This window comes from Hymenobacter nivis (genome assembly GCF_003149515.1).
Lineage (GTDB): Bacteria > Bacteroidota > Bacteroidia > Cytophagales > Hymenobacteraceae > Hymenobacter > Hymenobacter nivis.
The window spans coordinates 2908074-2925254 of the sequence record NZ_CP029145.1 but is presented as its reverse complement, the minus strand read 5'-3'; the positions used below and the strand labels follow the sequence as shown (position 1 = coordinate 2925254).

Below are 17181 nucleotides of genomic sequence, written 5' to 3'. Positions count from 1 at the left end.
TGGCGCTGGCCGGCTCCGCCCCCGGGGACCCGGGCGGCTACCGCATTTTCACAGTGCCCCCGAAATCGACGGCGGCTTCCAGGCCCACGCTGTAGGGGCGGCGCTGGTTCGCAAAATCCTGCACCGGCTGGGCGTTGAGCGAGAGCACGCCAATCTCGGCCGTGGGGCCCGCCGAGAGGGCCCAGCGGCCGGCGGCGGCGCGGTACTGCACGCCGGCCCCGCCGCGCAGGGTGGTGAGCAGCCGCCGGTAGGGCGAGCCGGCCGCGGCGAGAGGGTAGTCCCTGGTGGCGTTGGGCTCGCCGGCCACCTCCGAGCGCACGCTCAGCAGGGCCCCCACTACGGCGCCGAGGTGGCCGTAGCCGCTCCAGCCGCGTTTGGCGGGGTTGGCATAGTGCACCGCCACGGGGATGCCCACGGTGCGGTAGCGAAAGGAGGTGGTGTGCAGCGCCGGCTCAGGGGCCATTATGGCCAGGGTGGCGGCGTTGTTGTAGTCGTAGTAGGTGGGCTGCTCGCCTACGAAGCGGGTGCTGGTGGCCGACTGCGCCTCGTGCTGGCCCAGCTCTACGCCGGTGCGCAGGGCCCAGTGGCCGCCCAGCAGGCGGGTGGCGCGCACGGCCACGCGCTGGTCGAGCCCGCCGCGCAGGTGCTGGCGGTACTCAGCCGCCGAGCGGTTGTTGAACGCTACCGCGTTGGTGGTGGCCGCCACCGCGTACGGGACGCTGACCGTGGACGCCGGCGCGCCGCCTTCCTGCGAGAAATCGGCGTTGGGAGAAAACACGCCCGACGCCACGCTAACCCCGAACTGCCAGCGCTTCAGGGGGGCAGCGGCCACGTTGGGCACCACGGCCACCGCCGCCAGGCGAACCGGCAAAGCCGACGCAGCCGCATTCTTTGCCAGCGCCGCCGGCCGCTGTGCCAGGGCATCCCATTCTGCCGCGAACTGCGCGGCGGCAGGTGCTTCGGCGTAGCCGGGGCCCTGGGCGTTCATCCCAGTGCCCGCCGCGGCGTAGGTATTCAGGGCCGTGCGGTAGGTTTCGTCGCGCTGGCCGGTGGTTGAGCTGGCAAAAGCTGCCTCGCCCGCCGCCTGCGTGCCGAAAGCTGCGCCGTGGCTGCCGCCCGTGCGGGCCTGCCCCTGGGAACTGGATAGCGTACCATCGAGCCCGGCACCCGCCACCGGGGCCCCAGCTGCGTAGCCAGCGCCGTGCCTGGGGGCACCAGTAGTAGCATAAATGGCACGTGCTGCTAGCGGCTGGCCCGCTGTTAGTTGGTCCGTCGTTGCATTGGAATTGATGGCTTCGGCACTGGCCGAGCCAACGCGGGCCCAGGCGGCGCCGGCGGTTTGGCCCGCGCCCGGGGCCTCCGCGGTGCTGCCGCTGCCAGGAGGGCCGGGCGCGGCGGCGGCCACGAAAGGCCCCGGCGGGGTATGGTGGGCCCACCAGCTGGCGCCACCGGCCAGGGTGGCCAGCAGCAGGCTGGCGGCCGCTACCCAGCGGGTGGCGGCGAGGCGGCGGCGGTACGTTTCGTTCTGGCGCACGAGCAGCGCGGTGTCAATTTGCTCCCACAGCATCGGGCGCGGGGGGGCCTCTGCCTGGGCCAGGTGGTGGCGGAACAGGTCTTCCAGGCTGCCCTGGGGCCGGTCGGCGTCGTGGTCGGACGGGCTAGAAAAATCGTGGAGGGCCATAATGAATCGTAGTTAACTAGATAAATTGTTAAGAATCGTGGCGGGGCGGAGTGCCCAGGCGCTCCAGCTTGGCCTGTAGAATGGCGCGGGCCCGCGAGTACTGCGACTTGCTGGTGCCCTCGCTAATGCCCATCAGCTCGCCGATTTCGCGGTGGTTGTAGCCCTCGATGGCGTAGAGGTTGAATACCATGCGGTAGCGCGGGGCTAACTCCTGCACCAACGCCAGCAGCTCCTGGAAGCTGTAGTTGCTGAGCGTGAACTCGGGGCTGGCCAGGGCGGCCGGGTACTCGGCGTCGCTCACCGCCACCAAGGGGGCGTTGCGGCGGTGCTGGCGCAGGGCGGCGTTCACCATCACCCGCCGAATCCAGAATTCGAGCGGGCACTCGCGCCGGAAGCTGCCCAGCGTCCGGAACACGGTCAGGAAGCCTTCCTGGAGCACGTCCTCGGCCTCGAATGTGGTTTGAGCGTAGCGTAGGCACACGGCCATCATACGGGCCGCGTATTTGTCGTACAGTTGTTTCTGGGCCAACTGGCGGCCGGCGAGGCAGCCAGTGATCAACTCTTCTTCGGTGGGCGCGGCGCGGGCGGTACGGCTCACGGTGAAGTGCGGCAGGGCGGTTTCGTCGGCCTCGCGGGCCGGCCAGGCGGCCGTGCTCATGCGCGGGGCCGGCGGTAAAAACCGACCCGGTGCCCGGTAGGACCAGCGGTGAAATGAGCGAAAAAGAAAAAGTCCGGCATAGGGGCGCGCGAGGTGGGTAGAACTAGCAAAGCCGTGGGCTATTCCCGGGAGGCCAGCCGCCCCCCGATGGTTGCACGGGCAGGCACGGCTCCCTAAAATAAGTTAAGCAGCAACGAAAAGTAACGCGCCCGCAAAACATGTCGCTACATTTAATGTATGTACATTTGTATGGTAATGCCTGTTAATCTCTCATTTTTCCAACCCAAACCCTAACCCGATGAAAACGCTGGTTCTGTTTTATTCCACCTACGGCCACGTCTGGAAATTGGCCGAAGCCGTAGCCGAAGGCGCCCGCCAAGTAGCTGGCAACGAAGTAATAGTAAAGCGCGTGCCCGAAACGCTGCCCAAGGAATTGCTCGACAAAACCGGGGCCACCGGGGCCCAGCAGGCCTTTGCCCACGTGCCCGTGGCTACGCCCGACGAGTTGACGCAGTACGACGCCATCATCTTCGGCACGCCCACGCGCTACGGCAACCTCTGTGGCCAGATGCAGGCGTTCATGGATAGCACCGGCGGCCTATGGGCCACGGGGGCCCTGGTGGGCAAAGTGGGCGGCGCTTTCGTGAGCACGGCCACCCAGCACGGCGGCCAGGAAGAAACCCTCCGCTCTTTCCACACCGAGCTGCTGCACCACGGCTTCGTCATTGTGGGCCTGCCCTACGCCTGGCAGGGCCAGATGGGCCACGAGGAAGTGACCGGCGGCACGCCTTACGGCGCCAGCACTGTGGCCGGCGGTAAAGGCGAGCGCCAGCCCAGCGAGAACGAGTTGGAAGGCGCCCGCTTCCAAGGCAAGCACACGGCCGAAATTGCCAGCAAGCTGGCCAAGTAAGCGCAACGCTTCTAGATACAAAAAAGGGCTGCCCATACGGGCAGCCCTTTTTGTTTGCGGTTTAGCGAAGCTTAAGCCGGTAGGTTCCAGATGTCCCAGGCGGCCTCGGCTTGCAGGCACAGCATCTCGAAGCCGTTCTTGACGTGGGCCCCCGCCGCCCGGCCGCGGGCCATAAACGTGGTTTCGCGCGGGTTGTACACCAAATCGTAGAGGTAGTGGCCCGGCGTGAGGGCCCCGTAGAGCAAGTCCGGGGCTTCGTCCACGTGGGGAAACGTGCCCACCGGCGTGGCGTTGACGATGAGCGGGTGCGCGGCCAGTACTTTTGGCGTCAGGTCGGCGTAGGTGAGGCCGGGGCCCCCCGGGCGGCGGCCCACCAGCTGGTACGGAATGCCCAGGTCGTGCAAAGCGGCTTCCACAGCTTTGGCCGCCCCGCCCATGCCCAGCACCAGGGCCGGGGCTCCGGGGCCCCGGCCGGGGAAAAACCGGCGCAGCGACTCACGGAAGCCAATGTAGTCAGTGTTGTGGCCCACTAGGCGGCCGTCGGGGCGCACGTCAATCACGTTCACGGCCCCGATGCGGGCCGCCGCGGGCACCACTTCATCCAGAAAAGGCCACACTTCTTCCTTGTAAGGTACAGTCACGTTGAGCCCCCGCAGGCCCGGGTTGGCGCGCAGCAGCGCCGGCAGTTCAGCGGCGTTAGCCAGCTCAAACAAGCCGTAGCGGCAGTCGGCCAGGCCCAGGTCGTGGAACTTCTGGGTGAAATAGGTCTGCGAAAACGAGTGGCCGAGCGAGCGGCCGATGAGTCCGAACTCACGCATGGGGCAGGAATAAAAACGGACGGCTACTGCGCCGGGGTCCCGGTCCGGGGACTCAGCTTGCTTTTCAGGAACGACCACAGCGGCGGCAGCACTGATAAGGCAATTATGCCCAGTACAATGAGTTCGAAGTTTTTCTTCACCATTTCGATGTTGCCAAACAAGTAGCCTGCCAGCGTCAGCAGCACCACCCACAGCACGGCCCCCACGATACTATACGACGCGAAGTGGCGGTACGTCATGGTGCCCACGCCGGCCACAAACGGCGCGAACGTGCGCACAATCGGCACAAAGCGGGCCATAATGATGGTTTTGCCGCCGTGCTTGGCATAGAAAGCCTGGGTCTGTTCCAGGTATTTGCGTCTCAAAAACCGAAAATCCTGCTGAAACACCCGGGGCCCCAAGTAGTCGCCCACGGCGTAGTTCACGTTGTCGCCGGCGAAGGCCGCCGTAATCAGCAGTGGGATGATCACCCACACGCTCAGGCCCGTTTCGGGGCGGGCCGCCAGGGCCCCAGCGGCAAACAGCAGCGAGTCGCCGGGCAGAAAAGGAAAGACGATGATGCCCGTTTCGGTGAAAATGATGAGGAACAGGATGAGGTACGTGAGGCTGCCGTAGTCGTGCACTACGTTCACGAGGGTTTTGTCGAGGTGCAGCAGCAGGTCGAAGAGGTGTTTAAGGATTTCCATCGGACGCAAAAGAGTAGGCAACAAAGAAAATTATCCCGGCGCAAAGCCCTGCCCCAACAGCCAAAACGCCGGCCCCTGCCAAGAAGAGACCAGCGTTTTGGTGAGGATGCGTGCGTAATGCCCGCGCCGGGGCCCCAAAGGTTAGCCGCGGGGCATGGACGTGCCGGGCTTGCTGGTTTTGGCGGCGGGGCGGAACATGGGGTCCACCGCATCCATATCGAGAAAGTGGGTAAACGTATCGCCGCGCAAGCCCAGGCGGATGGTTTCGAGGCTCACTACTTCGTTGGGGGCAATGTTGCCCAGGTTCACGTTGGCCCCGAGCAGCTTGATGAACCACACTTGCTGGGCCTTCTGCGGGGCCTCCCAGATGATTTTCTCGCCCGGAATCTTGGTCAGAATCTCTTCCACCAGGCCCGAGCGCACTTCGCCAGTGCTGCGGAACAGGCCCACGTTGCCGCCCTCGCGGGCCTCGCCGATGACCTTAATGGCCCCGGCAGCCAGCTCGGCTTCCATCTGCGAAATCCACTTGTAGGGCGGAATAATCTTCTCGGCGTCCTTGCTGCCCACTTCGCTCAGCACCCGCACGGTCTTGCTCAGGTCGCGGATGTACTCGCACTTTCGGTCGTGGGCCAGGTCGATGCTGCCGTCCGACACCTCGGCGTACTCCATCTGGTACTGGTCGAGTAGGCGGCGGTAGTCGTCGAACTGGTTGCGGATAATGAAGGCTTCGAACAGCGTGCCCCCGAAATACACCGGGATGCCAGCCGCCCGGTAAATTTCCAGCTTGCGCTTCAGGTTGGGTACTATGTACGACGTGGCCCAGCCCAGCTTCACCACGTCGGTGTACATGGCGCCAACTTCCAGAAAATCTTCCACCTCGCGCAGGCTCATGCCCTTGTCCATTACCATGGTATAGCCTTGCTCGCGGGGCTTGGCGGTGCGGTCGGGAAGTTGGTTGATCGAGTAGTTCATGGGCAAAAACAAGCGGAGAATGGGCCGGCAAGCGCGGCGGAAATAAAAAAACCTGCCCGCCCCAAAGGGCAGGCAGGTGCAAAAATAGCAGCCGGGGCCCCACCGCTACGATCGGTGCTGGTCGATGAGGCGCAGCAGGGCCGGTTGGCGGCGCAGCTCGGGGAAGTAATCGAACAGGAGCGTGTGCTGGTCGTAGTTCAGGGCCAGGGCCGTCTCCAGCGACTGGTACGCCTCGCGCAAGTGGCCGTCGGCCAGCAAGTAAGCGCAGCGCATGTAGTGGAAGTGGGCCTCGTGGGGGTGCAGCTCCACGGCGTGCTGCACCAGCGCGGCCGCCTCGCCAAAGTGGCCTTGCTCGTAGAGGATGGCGCTCCAATTTACCCAGCCCTGGGCTTCCTCGGGGGCCACTTCGGTGGCTTTTTCGTAGGCCTCCAGGGCGCTGACGACGTTGCCCACCTGGTTCTCAGCCGCGCCCAGCGCCGCCCAGTACTCGCCGCTGTCGCCGTACAGCTCGGTGGCCTTGCGGAAGAAGTGGATGGCTTCCATCCAGCGCTCCTGCTCCTGCATCAGCACGCCCTGGCCAAACCAGGCCTCGTCCATCTCGGGGTTCAGCTCCAGGGCCTGGCGGTAGAAGCGCCGGGCCGCGTCCCACTCGCGCAGCTTCTCGTAGCACTCGCCAATGTTGCACATGGCCTCGTCGGTGGGCTCGCCGGGCGCATAGCTCAGCTCAAACTCGGCAATGGCCTTGCGGAATTCTTCCTGGCAGACAAACGCATCGGCCAGCCAGTGGTGGGCGTCGTAAAAATCAGGGCTGATGACGATGGCGTAGTCAAACGCCTCGGCGGCCTTCGTGAAGTCCTCGCGCCGGTACCAATACTGGCCCAGGTTGTACCAGGCCATTGCCGCGTAAGGGTCGTCGTCGGTGAATTTCTGGAAGAACTCCAAGTGCTCTTCCAGCCGGCCGCTGATTTCCAGGCAGTGCAGCAGCTCCTGCACGCCGGTTTCGTTATCGGGGTTCAGGCGCAGGCTCTGCTTGTAGTGCTTGGCGGCGCTCTTGAACTTCTGCCAGCTCTGGTAGGCCAGGCCCAAGTTGAAGTGGATGTCGTCGCGCTCAGGCTCCTGCTCCAAGCCAATTTGGAAAAATGCCACGGCCTCGGCAAACTGCCCGCGCTGGGTGCTGATGATGCCCCGCGTCACGGCCACGTCGGCGTTGGTAGGGTCAATGGTGGCTACGTGGTCAATCTGGCGCTCGGCTTCGGTGTAGTCGCCGCGCATGGCCGTCACCTGCGCCCGGTCGATGAGCAGTTCTGTAGAGAAAGGGTACTGGCCGAGCGCGGCTTCGCACGCCTGCAACGCCTCCTCAAACCGGGCGTTGGTGACGTAGTGGTCAATGATTAATTCAAAATCTTCCAGGTCGAAAAAAACAGACTCTTGGCGGGCCTGCATTTGCTCGAAGCGCCGGACGGTGTCAAGCACGGCCCGGTGGTTTTCATAATGTTCGTTCATTCGCATAGTATCGCCGCTAAGCCCCGGGGCTGGTGCGACCCGGCCCGGCCGCTAAAGCCAGGCGCGGTGCAACCGGTGGGCGCCGGGGTTTAACCAATATTACTAACAATATTCCCCAAAATCCGTGCGATTAACGAAAAAACTCCGCGCCACAGATGTGGTTGTCTTCAGCGGCTAAAGCTACGTCGCCGCAGCCGCTTTTATCAAAGTGGCTGCGCACCAGGCGATGGTTTCAGATAACGGTTTGAAGGGAAGGCCAGTAGCCTGTTGCACCCGCGCGCTGGCGTAGGTAATGGGGTGGCGGCCGGCGCGGGCCGTATCGCGGGTGATGAGCGGCCGGGCTCCCGTTAGCAGGGCCCGCACGTGCTCCACCCGCCAAATGCCCTCGGCCGCCCAGTCGGGCACGGCCACCGTGGGCGGGCGGCGGCCCAGCGCCACCGCCGCCTGCTGAAAGAAATCAGCCAGCGGCAGGGCCCCGGCGCTCAGAATAAAGCGCTGGTCGCGCATGGTGGGCAGGTCCAGGGCCAGGGCCAGTAGTTGCGCCACCACGTCGCGCACATCCACGAAGTTGACCAAGCCGCGGGTGTAGAAGCGGTGCTGGTCGTAGGCGTAGCGCAGCAGGCGGGTACTGCTGCGGTGCCAGTCGCCGGGCCCCAGCACCACCGACGGGTTCACGATGACGGTGGACAAGCCTTCGGCCGCGCCGCGCCACACCTCCAGCTCGCCCAGGTATTTGCTGGTGGCGTAGGCGGGGTGGGCGGCCCCCAGGTCCCAGATGGTGGCTTCCGTCACCACTTGGGGCCCCGGGGCCGTGGGCGTGCCCAGCGCCGCCACCGACGATACGTGCGCCAGCCGGATGCCCGGCCGGTCCAGGCACGCGTCCACCACGCCCGCCGTGCCGTCCACGTTCACGCGCTGGAGCAGCTCCAAGTCCTGCGGCGCGTACGACACCAGCCCGGCGCAGTGAAACACGTGCGTAACGTCGGGCGTGAGGGCTGCCCGCAATAGGTCAGTATCGAGCAAGTCGCCGGCCAGCCACTCCACGCCCGCCGGTGCCCCGGCGGGCACGGGGCCCCGGTGCAGGGCGCGCACCGGCAGGCCCCGCGCCCGCAGGGCCCGCAGCAGAAAAGAGCCAATCAGCCCGGTGCCACCCGTGACAAAAATCATGGCTCAGAGCGTTTTGTTGAGCAGCGGCAATTCCAAAAGACGCTGGTAGTAGGGGGAAGAGGCCACTTTGCGGCCCAGCGTAGAAGTGTGGCGCAAGTGGTGCGTGTCGGTGCCCACAAAGTCTACGAGCCGCGCGTCAATCAATTGCTCGGCAATCTTTTGCGCGGCGGGCGAGTAGTAGCCCGCCAGTGAATTCAGGTTGATTTGCAGCAGCACGCCGTAGTCGCGGCGCAGCTTCTCGATGTCGGCCAGCCGCCCGTAGAGGTAGGTGTAGCGCTCGGGGTGGGCCAGCACCGGCTGGTAGCCCTGCGATTTTAGTTCGAAGATGATTTCGTACAGGTTAAGTGGCTCGTTCAGGTACGACGTCTCAAACAGCAAGTAGCGCTGGGCCCCTCCGAAGGTGAGCATCTCGGTGCCATCGGCCAGCTTGCGGCCTAAAAATTCGTCGAGGTAATATTCGGCCGCGCACTCCAGCACCACGTCGCCCAGGCCCTCGGCGGCGGCCGCTTCGCGCAACAGCACCAGGGCCCCCCGGATGCCTTCGGGCGTATTTTTATAGAAGTCCCCCATGATGTGGGGCGTCATCACCAGCCGCTTAAATCCCAGCCGGCGCAGCTCACGCAACAGGGCCAGCGAGTCCTCCAGCGTAGCCGCGCCATCGTCGAGGCCCGGCAGCAGGTGCGAGTGCATGTCGGCGCCCAGTGCCGCTAGGGCCCCCGCCGGGGCGGGGCCCACGGCGGCGGGCGCGGCGGCCGGGCCAAAAAGCCGTTGCCAGAAAGTAGCCATCAGTGCAGGTCGGGGCCCTAAAATGGCTTATTTGAAGAGGCGGCCCAGTTTCTGCGCCAGCGTTGGGCGCGTGGTTGGCCCCGGATCTTCATAATACCCTTGGCCATACGTGCCGCTGCCATAGCCGTACCCATACCCGTAGCCGTACCCATAGGCACCCTTCGACTGGGCGTCGTTGAGAATGGTGCACATGCGGGTAAGGTTATTGGTGCGCATCAGGCGGTTCATGTTCTTGATGAAGGCTTTGCGCGAATAATCGGCCCGCACGATGTAAATTGGGATATCGGCCCGCCGCATGACCAGAATGCCGTCGGTCACCAGCCCCACCGGCGGCGTGTCAATTATTATTACATCGTAGCTCTCGTACAACTCGGCCAGCATCTGCTCGAACCGCGGGCTGAGGATCAGCTCGGATGGATTGGGTGGGGTGGGCCCCGCCGAAATAAACTGCAGCGCGTCAATGGACGTGCGCTGAATGCATTCCGCCACCGAGTGCCGGTCAATCAGGATGGTGCTCACGCCCTTCACGTTCTCCGCCCCAAACGCCAGGTTCACCTTGGGCTTGCGCATGTCGAGGTCGAGCACAACAACGCGTTGCCCCGACATAGCGATAATGCCCGCCAGGTTGACTGTAACGAACGTTTTGCCCTCGCCCGATATCGTGGACGTCACCGAAATCAGTCGCTTTTTCTTGGCAGAGCTGATGAAATCCAAGTTGGTGCGAATGGAGCGGATGGCCTCAGAAATAGCCGATTTGGGATTGTCGTTCACCACGAGGCGCGACACCTCCATCTTTTCCTTGCCATAAGTAGGAATAACCCCCAGCACGGCGGCTTGCGTGCTTCGTTCCAACTCCCGGGTGTTGGTAATGGTATTGTGCATTAAGTAGCGCACCGCAGTCAACCCCAACCCCAGGAATAGGCCCCCGGCTAGCCCAATGGCATACACAATGAGCCGAACCGGCGAAATGGGTACCCGCGGCTCCGAAGCGGGAAACAAGATCTGGAAGTCGGCAGTAGTGCCGGCTTTCTGAATGTTGTAGTCCACCTTTTTGCCCATCAGCATGGTGTACGTTCCCTCAGCCAAGGCGAGCGGGCGTTGCAAACGGGCCTGCTCAGTGGCTCGGCTGGGCAGCCCTTCCTGCTTGGCATCAAGCTTATTTTGCTGCCGGTCAAGCAACGCTATTTTGCTAAGTAAATCTTTGCGCGCCTGCGTTATCTGCCGTAAAATGCTGCTCAAGGTGTAATCCATCTGAGCGTTCTTCTGTTGGACCGCCTCAGTGGCGCCGGTATAAGAGCGCCTGATCCGTTCCTGGTCCCACTGCATGCCGTTAAGCTGGCTCAGCAGTTGGCTCAGCACAGGGTCATTAATGTCCCCCAAGCCCGGAATACTTTGCTCTATCGTTTCGTTCTCGTTTCGGGTAATATGGGTTTGCTGTTGCACCATGCGGGAGATTTCGCTTAGTAGCACCAGGTTTTGGTTTAGCTTCAGCCGTTGCTCCTCCAAGCTCTCGCCTTTGGCAGCCAGTGCCGCCACTTCCGACCTTACGTCGTACGTTTTTGTTTTCTCAACGAAACCTTGGTAGCGATTCTCGGCGCGTTCCAGGTTATCGTAATTAACTTCAAGCTGCTGGTCGAGGTAGCGTAGTGTGCGCGCAGTATTCTCCTGCTCGCGCAGCACTTTGGCCCGTTGGTACACAGTGTCAACTTTATTGACAATGCGCTGCGCCTTCTTGGGATTAAAATCAGTAAAGGAGATCTGGATGGTATTAGCATCGGCGCTCGAAATATCAACGGCCAGATTCTTTTCTAAATAAGCATTCACCGTGCCTTCGTCTTGGACAGTGAAATGGTATTTTGCAGTTAGGGTTGCGGGTCCAAAATACCGCGTCGGCGTCACCTTCAAATCGAGGCCAGGCAGTGATACCTGTTGCCCAAGGTTATACTCGCCATCGAGGGCGGCACCCGGCCCACTGTAGCTAATGCTATAGCGTGTAGGACTGGTAAATTCCAAGCTAATCTTTTGATTGTAAAGCTCTTTATCTTTGATGGTGTACGCAATCCGGAACGGTGAAATGCCATACAATTCACTTTCCAGCACCGTGCCCTGCACATAGTAGTTCACATACAAATCTAAAGAGTCGCGCAACTCTTTGTAAATAATCTCCGACTTAATTAGTTGGACCTCACCTGCTAATTTGCTACTGGCGCGGGGGTCAGCAGCAGCAAGCTGGCCACCCAGCCCCACCACGCCAGCTTCGCTTCGCTGGTCTATTTTGAGCAGCGAAGTAGATTTATAGACTGGCTTTGTATAACGTAAATACAGCCAAGCCGCTGAGCCACCCAGCGCTAACAGCAACAGCAGCCACAACAAGCTGCGCCGCGCTACCAGTGCCAGCGTAGACAAATCCAATCCGTCATCAGCTTCTTCATCAGCGGCCGCGCCCACGGTTGCAGCAGTAGGCGGCTCCGTGCCGCCGTCGATGGCGTTGCGGATGAGAGCTTCTAGCTCCGCATTTTCGTTTACAGCCATTGCGATGAACTTAATAAAGATTATTTAATAAAATTGATAATGCTATCTTGATAACGCATTGTTAGACAAAGCTTTTACTTTCTATTGTTAATAACAAGATAAGTAATAGTGATGACCAGTGAAGTAATGCTAGCCGCAACCCCAAGGAGCGGAGCGGAGTCAGTCACGCTCTCTAGTAGTGGGCGGCGGATGGGATCGATGTAAATGATATCGTTAGGCTCTACCTGTAAATTGGCGCGCCGCATGCCCGCAATTGTCGTTAGGTTTACCTGCTCTATTTGAGGGTACTTCAAATTGCCCCGGATGATGCGGATATTGTCAGCCCGTCCGCCGTACCTGTATAAGCTACCGCCCCCGCCGCCCCCGTCTACGCCGCCAGCTAGGGCCAGCACTTCGAGCAGGTTCATGTTGTCGTTGAGAAGTGGAATGACCCGGCCGCCCTGGGCCCCCAACAAAATGATGCGGTTGTTGGTCACGCGCGTCATTACGAAAGGGTCGATGTAGTATTTGCCGTAGCTGATTTGGAGCACGCTATCGGCTTGGAGCAACGAGAGGCCGCTCAGCCGCACTCGGTTCACCAAAGGCAACCTCACTGTGCCGTCGGCTTGTACCAGAAAAGAGGATCCCGCACCCGGCTGTCCGCCGCCCGATGACCCACTACTACCGGTCGTTCTGGAAAGTGGGGCCCCGCCCGTGCCGCCAAATTGCAACTCGCCGTTGGGGTCTAGAATTCGTTCGCCCTTGTTCGTATTGACGCTTACTTCGAGGTAGTCGTTGGGCTGGATGACATAATTGCGCGCCGTCCGGTTCACCGCTACCCGGAGCTTGGCTGTATCTATGGCCCTGCCGCGCTCATCGGTAAGGCGGAACATGGTGCGCTGGTTGTAATAGCGCGTCGAGGCGCACGAAGAAAACAGCAGCGCGGTCAGCAGGCAGCTTAGAAGAATCTGCCCGAAGCGGCCAAAAATAGAAGGAGACATGCAGACCAAAAAGGTGCCGATAGGATGAATAATTCGGTGAAGCGCCCGGCTATGCTTGTCGAAATGCTCCCGAAAAGCCTCAAAAGTAACACGTTTGCTTCATCCTGTTGATGCGATGCACTATATGTAGTAGGCAACCATAAGATTTTCAACCGCTAAAGACGTACTTTTGCTGGCCACGAACTAGCGTTAGTTAGCCGCATGTTCAGTCATCGTTTTCCTTCCCTTATTCCCACCCATTCTCCGTTTTATGGAAGCTGTAGCCACCGAGAACCAAACCCTGATTGCGCAAATGGTGCGCGACTTTGGGGCCCAGTACATGCAACCCCACATCATGGAGTGGGACGAGAGCCAGGAGTTTCCCCGCGAGGTGTTCCGCCAATTGGGCGAGCTGGGGTTGATGGGCGTGCTGGTGCCCACTGAGTACGGTGGGGCCGGCTTTGGCTACCCCGAGTACGTAACGGCCATCGTCGAGCTGTCGCGCATCGACGGTAGCATTGGCCTGAGCATGGCGGCGCACAACTCGCTCTGCACGGGCCACATCTTGCAGCACGCATCGGAAGCACAAAAGCAGCAGTACCTGCCCCGCCTGGCCACGGGCGAGTGGCTGGGGGCCTGGGGCCTCACCGAGCCCAACACGGGCTCTGACGCCGGCAACATGCGCACCACAGCGACGCTTGACGGCGACGCCTACGTGCTGAACGGCGCCAAAAACTTTATTACGCACGGCAAGTCGGGCGACGTGGCTGTGATTATTGCCCGTACCGGCGAGGTGGGCGATTCGCACGGCATGACGGCTTTCATCGTGGAGCGCGGTACGCCGGGTTTCGCTGCCGGCCGCAAGGAAAACAAGCTGGGCATGCGCGCCTCCGAAACCACGGAGCTAATCTTCACCGACTGCCGCGTGCCGCTGGAGAATGTTATCGGCGCGGTGGGGGAGGGGTTTGTGCAGTCGTTGAAAGTGCTCGACGGTGGGCGCATCAGCATTGCGGCCCTTAGCCTGGGCATTGCCCAGGGGGCCTTGGACGCGGCCATTAAGTACAGCAAGGAGCGCCAGCAGTTCAACCAGCCCATCAGCCAGTTCCAGGGCATTGCCTTCAAGCTGGCCGACATGGCCACCGAAATCGAAGCCGCCCGCCTGCTCACCTACCGCGCCGCGGAGATGAAGGACGCCGGCCTGAACGTGAACCGCGAATCGGCTATGGCCAAGCTCTACGCCTCCGAAGTGAGCGTGCGCGTGGCTAATGAGGCGGTGCAGATTTTTGGCGGCTACGGCTACACCAAGGACTACCCGGTGGAGAAATTCTACCGTGACGCCAAGCTCTGCACCATTGGCGAAGGCACCAGCGAAATTCAGAAGCTGGTGATTGCACGCACGTTGCTGAAGTAAGATTGTGATTTGGCTGTTTTGCTTAGGCAAAAATTCTGCTTATCTTTGCGGCCCGATTTACTCGGCTTCCCGCCTGACATTTTCCCGCAATCCCCGATATGATCATCATCCAAATCAAAGACAACGAGTCGGTTGACCGCGCCCTGAAGCGCTTCAAAAAGAAGTTCGAGCGCACTGGTGTGCTGAAAGAACTGCGTCGCCGCACGTTTTTCCAGAAGCCGAGCGTGACGGATCGCAAACTGAAGCAGAAGGCCGTATACAAGCTGGCCACCTACGGCACGCCCAACGAATAGGCTCCTGTTTTGTGGATAAAAAACCGGCTGGTGGGTTCCTTAGGACCCGCCAGCCGGTTTTTTCGCGTCCGCTAGGGCTAAGTGCTGCGAGTAAATAAAAAAATTGTACTTTGGACGCCCGGTCCCACAGGCCGGGCTTTTTTGCGGCGTAGGTAGATGGAAGCGTTTTTTGATTTTTTGCAGTTCGAGCGGCGCTACAGTCCGCACACGGTGCTCTCGTACCGCACCGACTTGGGTCAGTTTGCCGCTTACCTGCTGGCCGAGGGCGACGCGGAGGGCCCCGGCCAGGCCACGCACCACACCATTAGGGGCTGGGTGGTGGTCCTGATGCAGCAGGCCCTGGACCCGCGCACCGTGAACCGCAAAGTGGCCTGCCTGCGCTCATACTACAAGTTTCTGCTGCGCACCAACGCCATTGCGGCCAACCCCATGCTGCGCATTAAGGCCCCTAAAATGGCCAAGAAACTGCCCGAATTCGTGCCCGAAGCGGCGCTGAATAATATGCTGAACTCGTTTGAGTTTGAGGATTCCTTTGCCGGGCAGCGCGACCAGTTGGTGCTGGAGATGCTCTACGGCACGGGCATCCGCCTCTCGGAGTTGCTGGGCATGGAGGCGGCCGACGTGAGCTTGCCCGGCGGCACGGTGCGCGTCACGGGCAAGGGCAACAAGCAGCGCCTTGTACCCCTCAACCCCACGCTGCTGCAAGTGCTGGCTAAATATCAGGCCCGTCGGTCCCACGCATTTGGGACCCTGCCGGGGCCCCTGCTGCTTACCGATAAGGGCGCGCCGCTCTACGAAAAGCACGTGTACCGTACCGTGAAGCAGTACCTAAGTACCGTCACCACGTCGGCGGCGCAGCAGCACCCGCACGCGCTGCGCCATGCCTTCGCCACGCATTTGCTGGGCAAGGGCGCCGACCTCAACGCCATCAAGGAACTGCTGGGCCACGCTAGCTTAGCGGCCACCCAAGTGTACACCCACATGTCCGTCGATCGCCTAAAATCCGTATTTGATCAAGCCCACCCGCGGGCTTAAACGCGGGGCTTGTTAATTTCTTCACCCTTAGTTCCTTCTTCGCTCTATGAAAGTTCAGATGAATGCGGTGCATTTCACTGCCGACCAAAAGCTGCTCGATTTTATCCAGCAGCGGCTCAATAAGCTGGAAACTTTTTACGATAAAGTGACCGGCGGAGAAGTCACTTTGCGAATCAATAATAAGGACGGCGTTGCCAACAAAACCGTCGAGATAAAGCTGCTGGTACCCGGCGGCACCTTGTTTAGCGAAGAGGACGCTGCTTCGTTCGAAGCCGCTACCGATGCTGCCACCGAAAGCCTGCGCCGCCAAATTGTGAAACACAAGGAAAAAACCTTGCAAACGCACTAGTGCCGAACCGCCGGCTGGCGGCCGATAGCCACCGGCTTTTTACGTAAAAAGAGGGCCCCGACTGAGTTCATCAGTCGGGGCCCTCTTGCTTTGCCGCAGTGTTAGCCAGCGGTCTTTACAGCCCGAAGGCCTCCTTGATTTTGGGCACGTAGTCGAGCTTTTCCCAGGTGAAGGTGTCGAAGGTTTTTACCTCGCCGCTGGGCATGGTGACCTGCTTGGTGCCGGGCGGGCGGCCCATGTGGCCGTAAGCGGCGGTTTCGCCAAAAATGGGATTTTGCAGGCCCAGGCGCTGCACAATGGCGTAGGGGCGCAGGTCGAACAGCTCCTCCACCTTGCGGGCAATGGCGCCGTTGGAGAGGGGCTTACCGTCGGGGCCCAGGGCCTTGGTGCTACTGTAGGTATCCACGAACACGCCCACCGGCTCGGCCACGCCAATGGCGTAGGCTACCTGCACCAGGGCGTGGTCGGCCACGCCGGCGGCCACCAGGTTTTTGGCGATGTGGCGGGTAGCGTAGGCCGCTGAGCGGTCCACTTTGCTTGAATCTTTGCCCGAAAAGGCACCGCCGCCGTGGGCTCCTTTGCCGCCGTAGGTGTCCACGATGATTTTGCGGCCCGTGAGGCCGGAGTCGCCGTGGGGCCCCCCGATGACGAACTTGCCCGTGGGGTTGATGTGGTAGGTAATCTGGTCGGTGAAGAGCTTTTGCACGTCGGGGCCCAGCCCGGCCAGCACGCGCGGCACGAGCACGGCCTGCACGTCGGCCTTTATTTTGGCCAGCATGGTGGCCTCGTCGGCGTCGAATTCGTCGTGCTGGGTGCTCACCACGATGGTGTCGATGGCCTCGGGGGTGCCGTTGTCGGCGTAGCGAATCGTGACCTGGCTCTTGGCGTCGGGGCGCAGGTAGGGCATGTCGCGGGCCTCGCGCCGGATGGCCGCCAGCTCTTGCAGCAGCCGGTGCGAGAGGTCGAGGGCCAGGGGCATGTAGTTATCACTTTCGCGGGTGGCGTAGCCGAACATCATGCCCTGGTCGCCGGCGCCCTGGTCTTCGGCCATGGCGCGCACCACGCCCTGGTTGATATCGGGCGACTGCTCGTGCAGGCGGTTCATCACCTCGCAAGTGTCGGCGTTGAAGAGATACTCGGGCTTGTCGTAGCCGATGCGGCGGATGGTGGCCCGGATGATGGGCTCGGCGTCCACGCGGGCAGTCGATTTGATTTCGCCGGCTACCAGCGCAAAATCGGTGGTCACCAGGGTTTCGCAGGCCACTTTGGCGGCCGGGTCCTGCCGCAGGTATTCGTCCAGGATGGCGTCGGAAATCTGGTCCGCAACTTTATCGGGGTGGCCTTCCGAAACCGATTCGGAGGTGAACAGGTAGGGCATAGAACGGGAAGAGAAGCAATAAAAAGCAAAAAACTAACTGCTT

Annotated in this window: 16 protein-coding genes; 5 read left to right on the top strand and 11 right to left on the bottom strand. The window is 61.5% G+C overall.

The features are described 5' to 3' along the window. Positions 1-37: 37 nt before the first annotated feature. Complete coding sequence (locus tag DDQ68_RS13085; RefSeq protein ID WP_109656689.1) at positions 38-1681, bottom strand: hypothetical protein; 1644 nt, start codon at positions 1679-1681, stop codon at positions 38-40. 28 nt (positions 1682-1709) lie between these two features. Further along, entirely contained in the window at positions 1710-2339 is a 630-nt protein-coding gene (locus DDQ68_RS13080; RefSeq protein WP_109656688.1) for an RNA polymerase sigma factor, read from the bottom strand. 298 nt (positions 2340-2637) lie between these two features. Here DDQ68_RS13080 and wrbA point away from each other — a divergent pair, with 298 nt between their 5' ends. Further along, positions 2638-3249: an NAD(P)H:quinone oxidoreductase gene (wrbA, locus tag DDQ68_RS13075; protein ID WP_109656687.1), complete on the top strand. Its 612-nt coding sequence runs from the start codon at positions 2638-2640 to the stop codon at positions 3247-3249. A gap of 71 nt (positions 3250-3320) precedes the next feature. Here wrbA and DDQ68_RS13070 read toward each other — a convergent pair whose 3' ends face one another. From DDQ68_RS13070 to DDQ68_RS13035, 8 genes are all read right to left on the bottom strand, one after another. Continuing rightward, positions 3321-4067, bottom strand: a complete 747-nt coding sequence (locus tag DDQ68_RS13070; protein ID WP_109656686.1) for a shikimate dehydrogenase family protein — start codon at positions 4065-4067, stop codon at positions 3321-3323. Positions 4068-4090: 23 nt separating this feature from the next. After that, entirely contained in the window at positions 4091-4753 is a 663-nt protein-coding gene (locus tag DDQ68_RS13065; protein ID WP_109656685.1) for a DedA family protein, read from the bottom strand. A 141-nt stretch (positions 4754-4894) separates the two neighbouring features. Further along, positions 4895-5725 (bottom strand): phosphosulfolactate synthase, encoded by an 831-nt coding sequence (locus DDQ68_RS13060; RefSeq protein ID WP_109658425.1) that lies wholly within the window; start codon positions 5723-5725, stop codon positions 4895-4897. A gap of 105 nt (positions 5726-5830) precedes the next feature. Beyond that, positions 5831-7228 (bottom strand): tetratricopeptide repeat protein, encoded by a 1398-nt coding sequence (locus DDQ68_RS13055; protein WP_109656684.1) that lies wholly within the window; start codon positions 7226-7228, stop codon positions 5831-5833. A 180-nt stretch (positions 7229-7408) separates the two neighbouring features. Beyond that, entirely contained in the window at positions 7409-8395 is a 987-nt protein-coding gene (locus DDQ68_RS13050; RefSeq protein ID WP_109656683.1) for an NAD-dependent epimerase/dehydratase family protein, read from the bottom strand. 3 nt (positions 8396-8398) lie between these two features. After that, positions 8399-9181 (bottom strand): tyrosine-protein phosphatase, encoded by a 783-nt coding sequence (locus tag DDQ68_RS13045; RefSeq protein ID WP_245897035.1) that lies wholly within the window; start codon positions 9179-9181, stop codon positions 8399-8401. A gap of 27 nt (positions 9182-9208) precedes the next feature. Then, entirely contained in the window at positions 9209-11713 is a 2505-nt protein-coding gene (locus DDQ68_RS13040) for a polysaccharide biosynthesis tyrosine autokinase (protein ID WP_109656682.1), read from the bottom strand. Between the two features lie 74 nt (positions 11714-11787). Then, on the bottom strand, positions 11788-12693 hold the full coding sequence (locus DDQ68_RS13035; protein ID WP_109656681.1) for a polysaccharide biosynthesis/export family protein: 906 nt from the start codon (positions 12691-12693) through the stop codon (positions 11788-11790). 250 nt (positions 12694-12943) lie between these two features. Here DDQ68_RS13035 and DDQ68_RS13030 point away from each other — a divergent pair, with 250 nt between their 5' ends. From DDQ68_RS13030 to hpf, 4 genes are all read left to right on the top strand, one after another. Further along, positions 12944-14083: an acyl-CoA dehydrogenase gene (locus tag DDQ68_RS13030; protein ID WP_109656680.1), complete on the top strand. Its 1140-nt coding sequence runs from the start codon at positions 12944-12946 to the stop codon at positions 14081-14083. Between the two features lie 98 nt (positions 14084-14181). Continuing rightward, the gene (gene rpsU / locus DDQ68_RS13025; protein ID WP_068236499.1) at positions 14182-14376 is read left to right on the top strand and encodes a 30S ribosomal protein S21; all 195 of its coding nucleotides are present in this window, start codon (positions 14182-14184) and stop codon (positions 14374-14376) included. 156 nt (positions 14377-14532) lie between these two features. Next, positions 14533-15411, top strand: a complete 879-nt coding sequence (locus DDQ68_RS13020) for a tyrosine-type recombinase/integrase (RefSeq protein WP_109656679.1) — start codon at positions 14533-14535, stop codon at positions 15409-15411. A 46-nt stretch (positions 15412-15457) separates the two neighbouring features. After that, positions 15458-15760, top strand: a complete 303-nt coding sequence (gene hpf / locus DDQ68_RS13015; protein ID WP_109656678.1) for a ribosome hibernation-promoting factor, HPF/YfiA family — start codon at positions 15458-15460, stop codon at positions 15758-15760. 115 nt (positions 15761-15875) lie between these two features. Here the strand turns inward: hpf and metK are convergent, their stop codons facing one another. Then, positions 15876-17138, bottom strand: a complete 1263-nt coding sequence (metK, locus tag DDQ68_RS13010; protein WP_109656677.1) for a methionine adenosyltransferase — start codon at positions 17136-17138, stop codon at positions 15876-15878. Positions 17139-17181 lie beyond the last annotated feature (43 nt).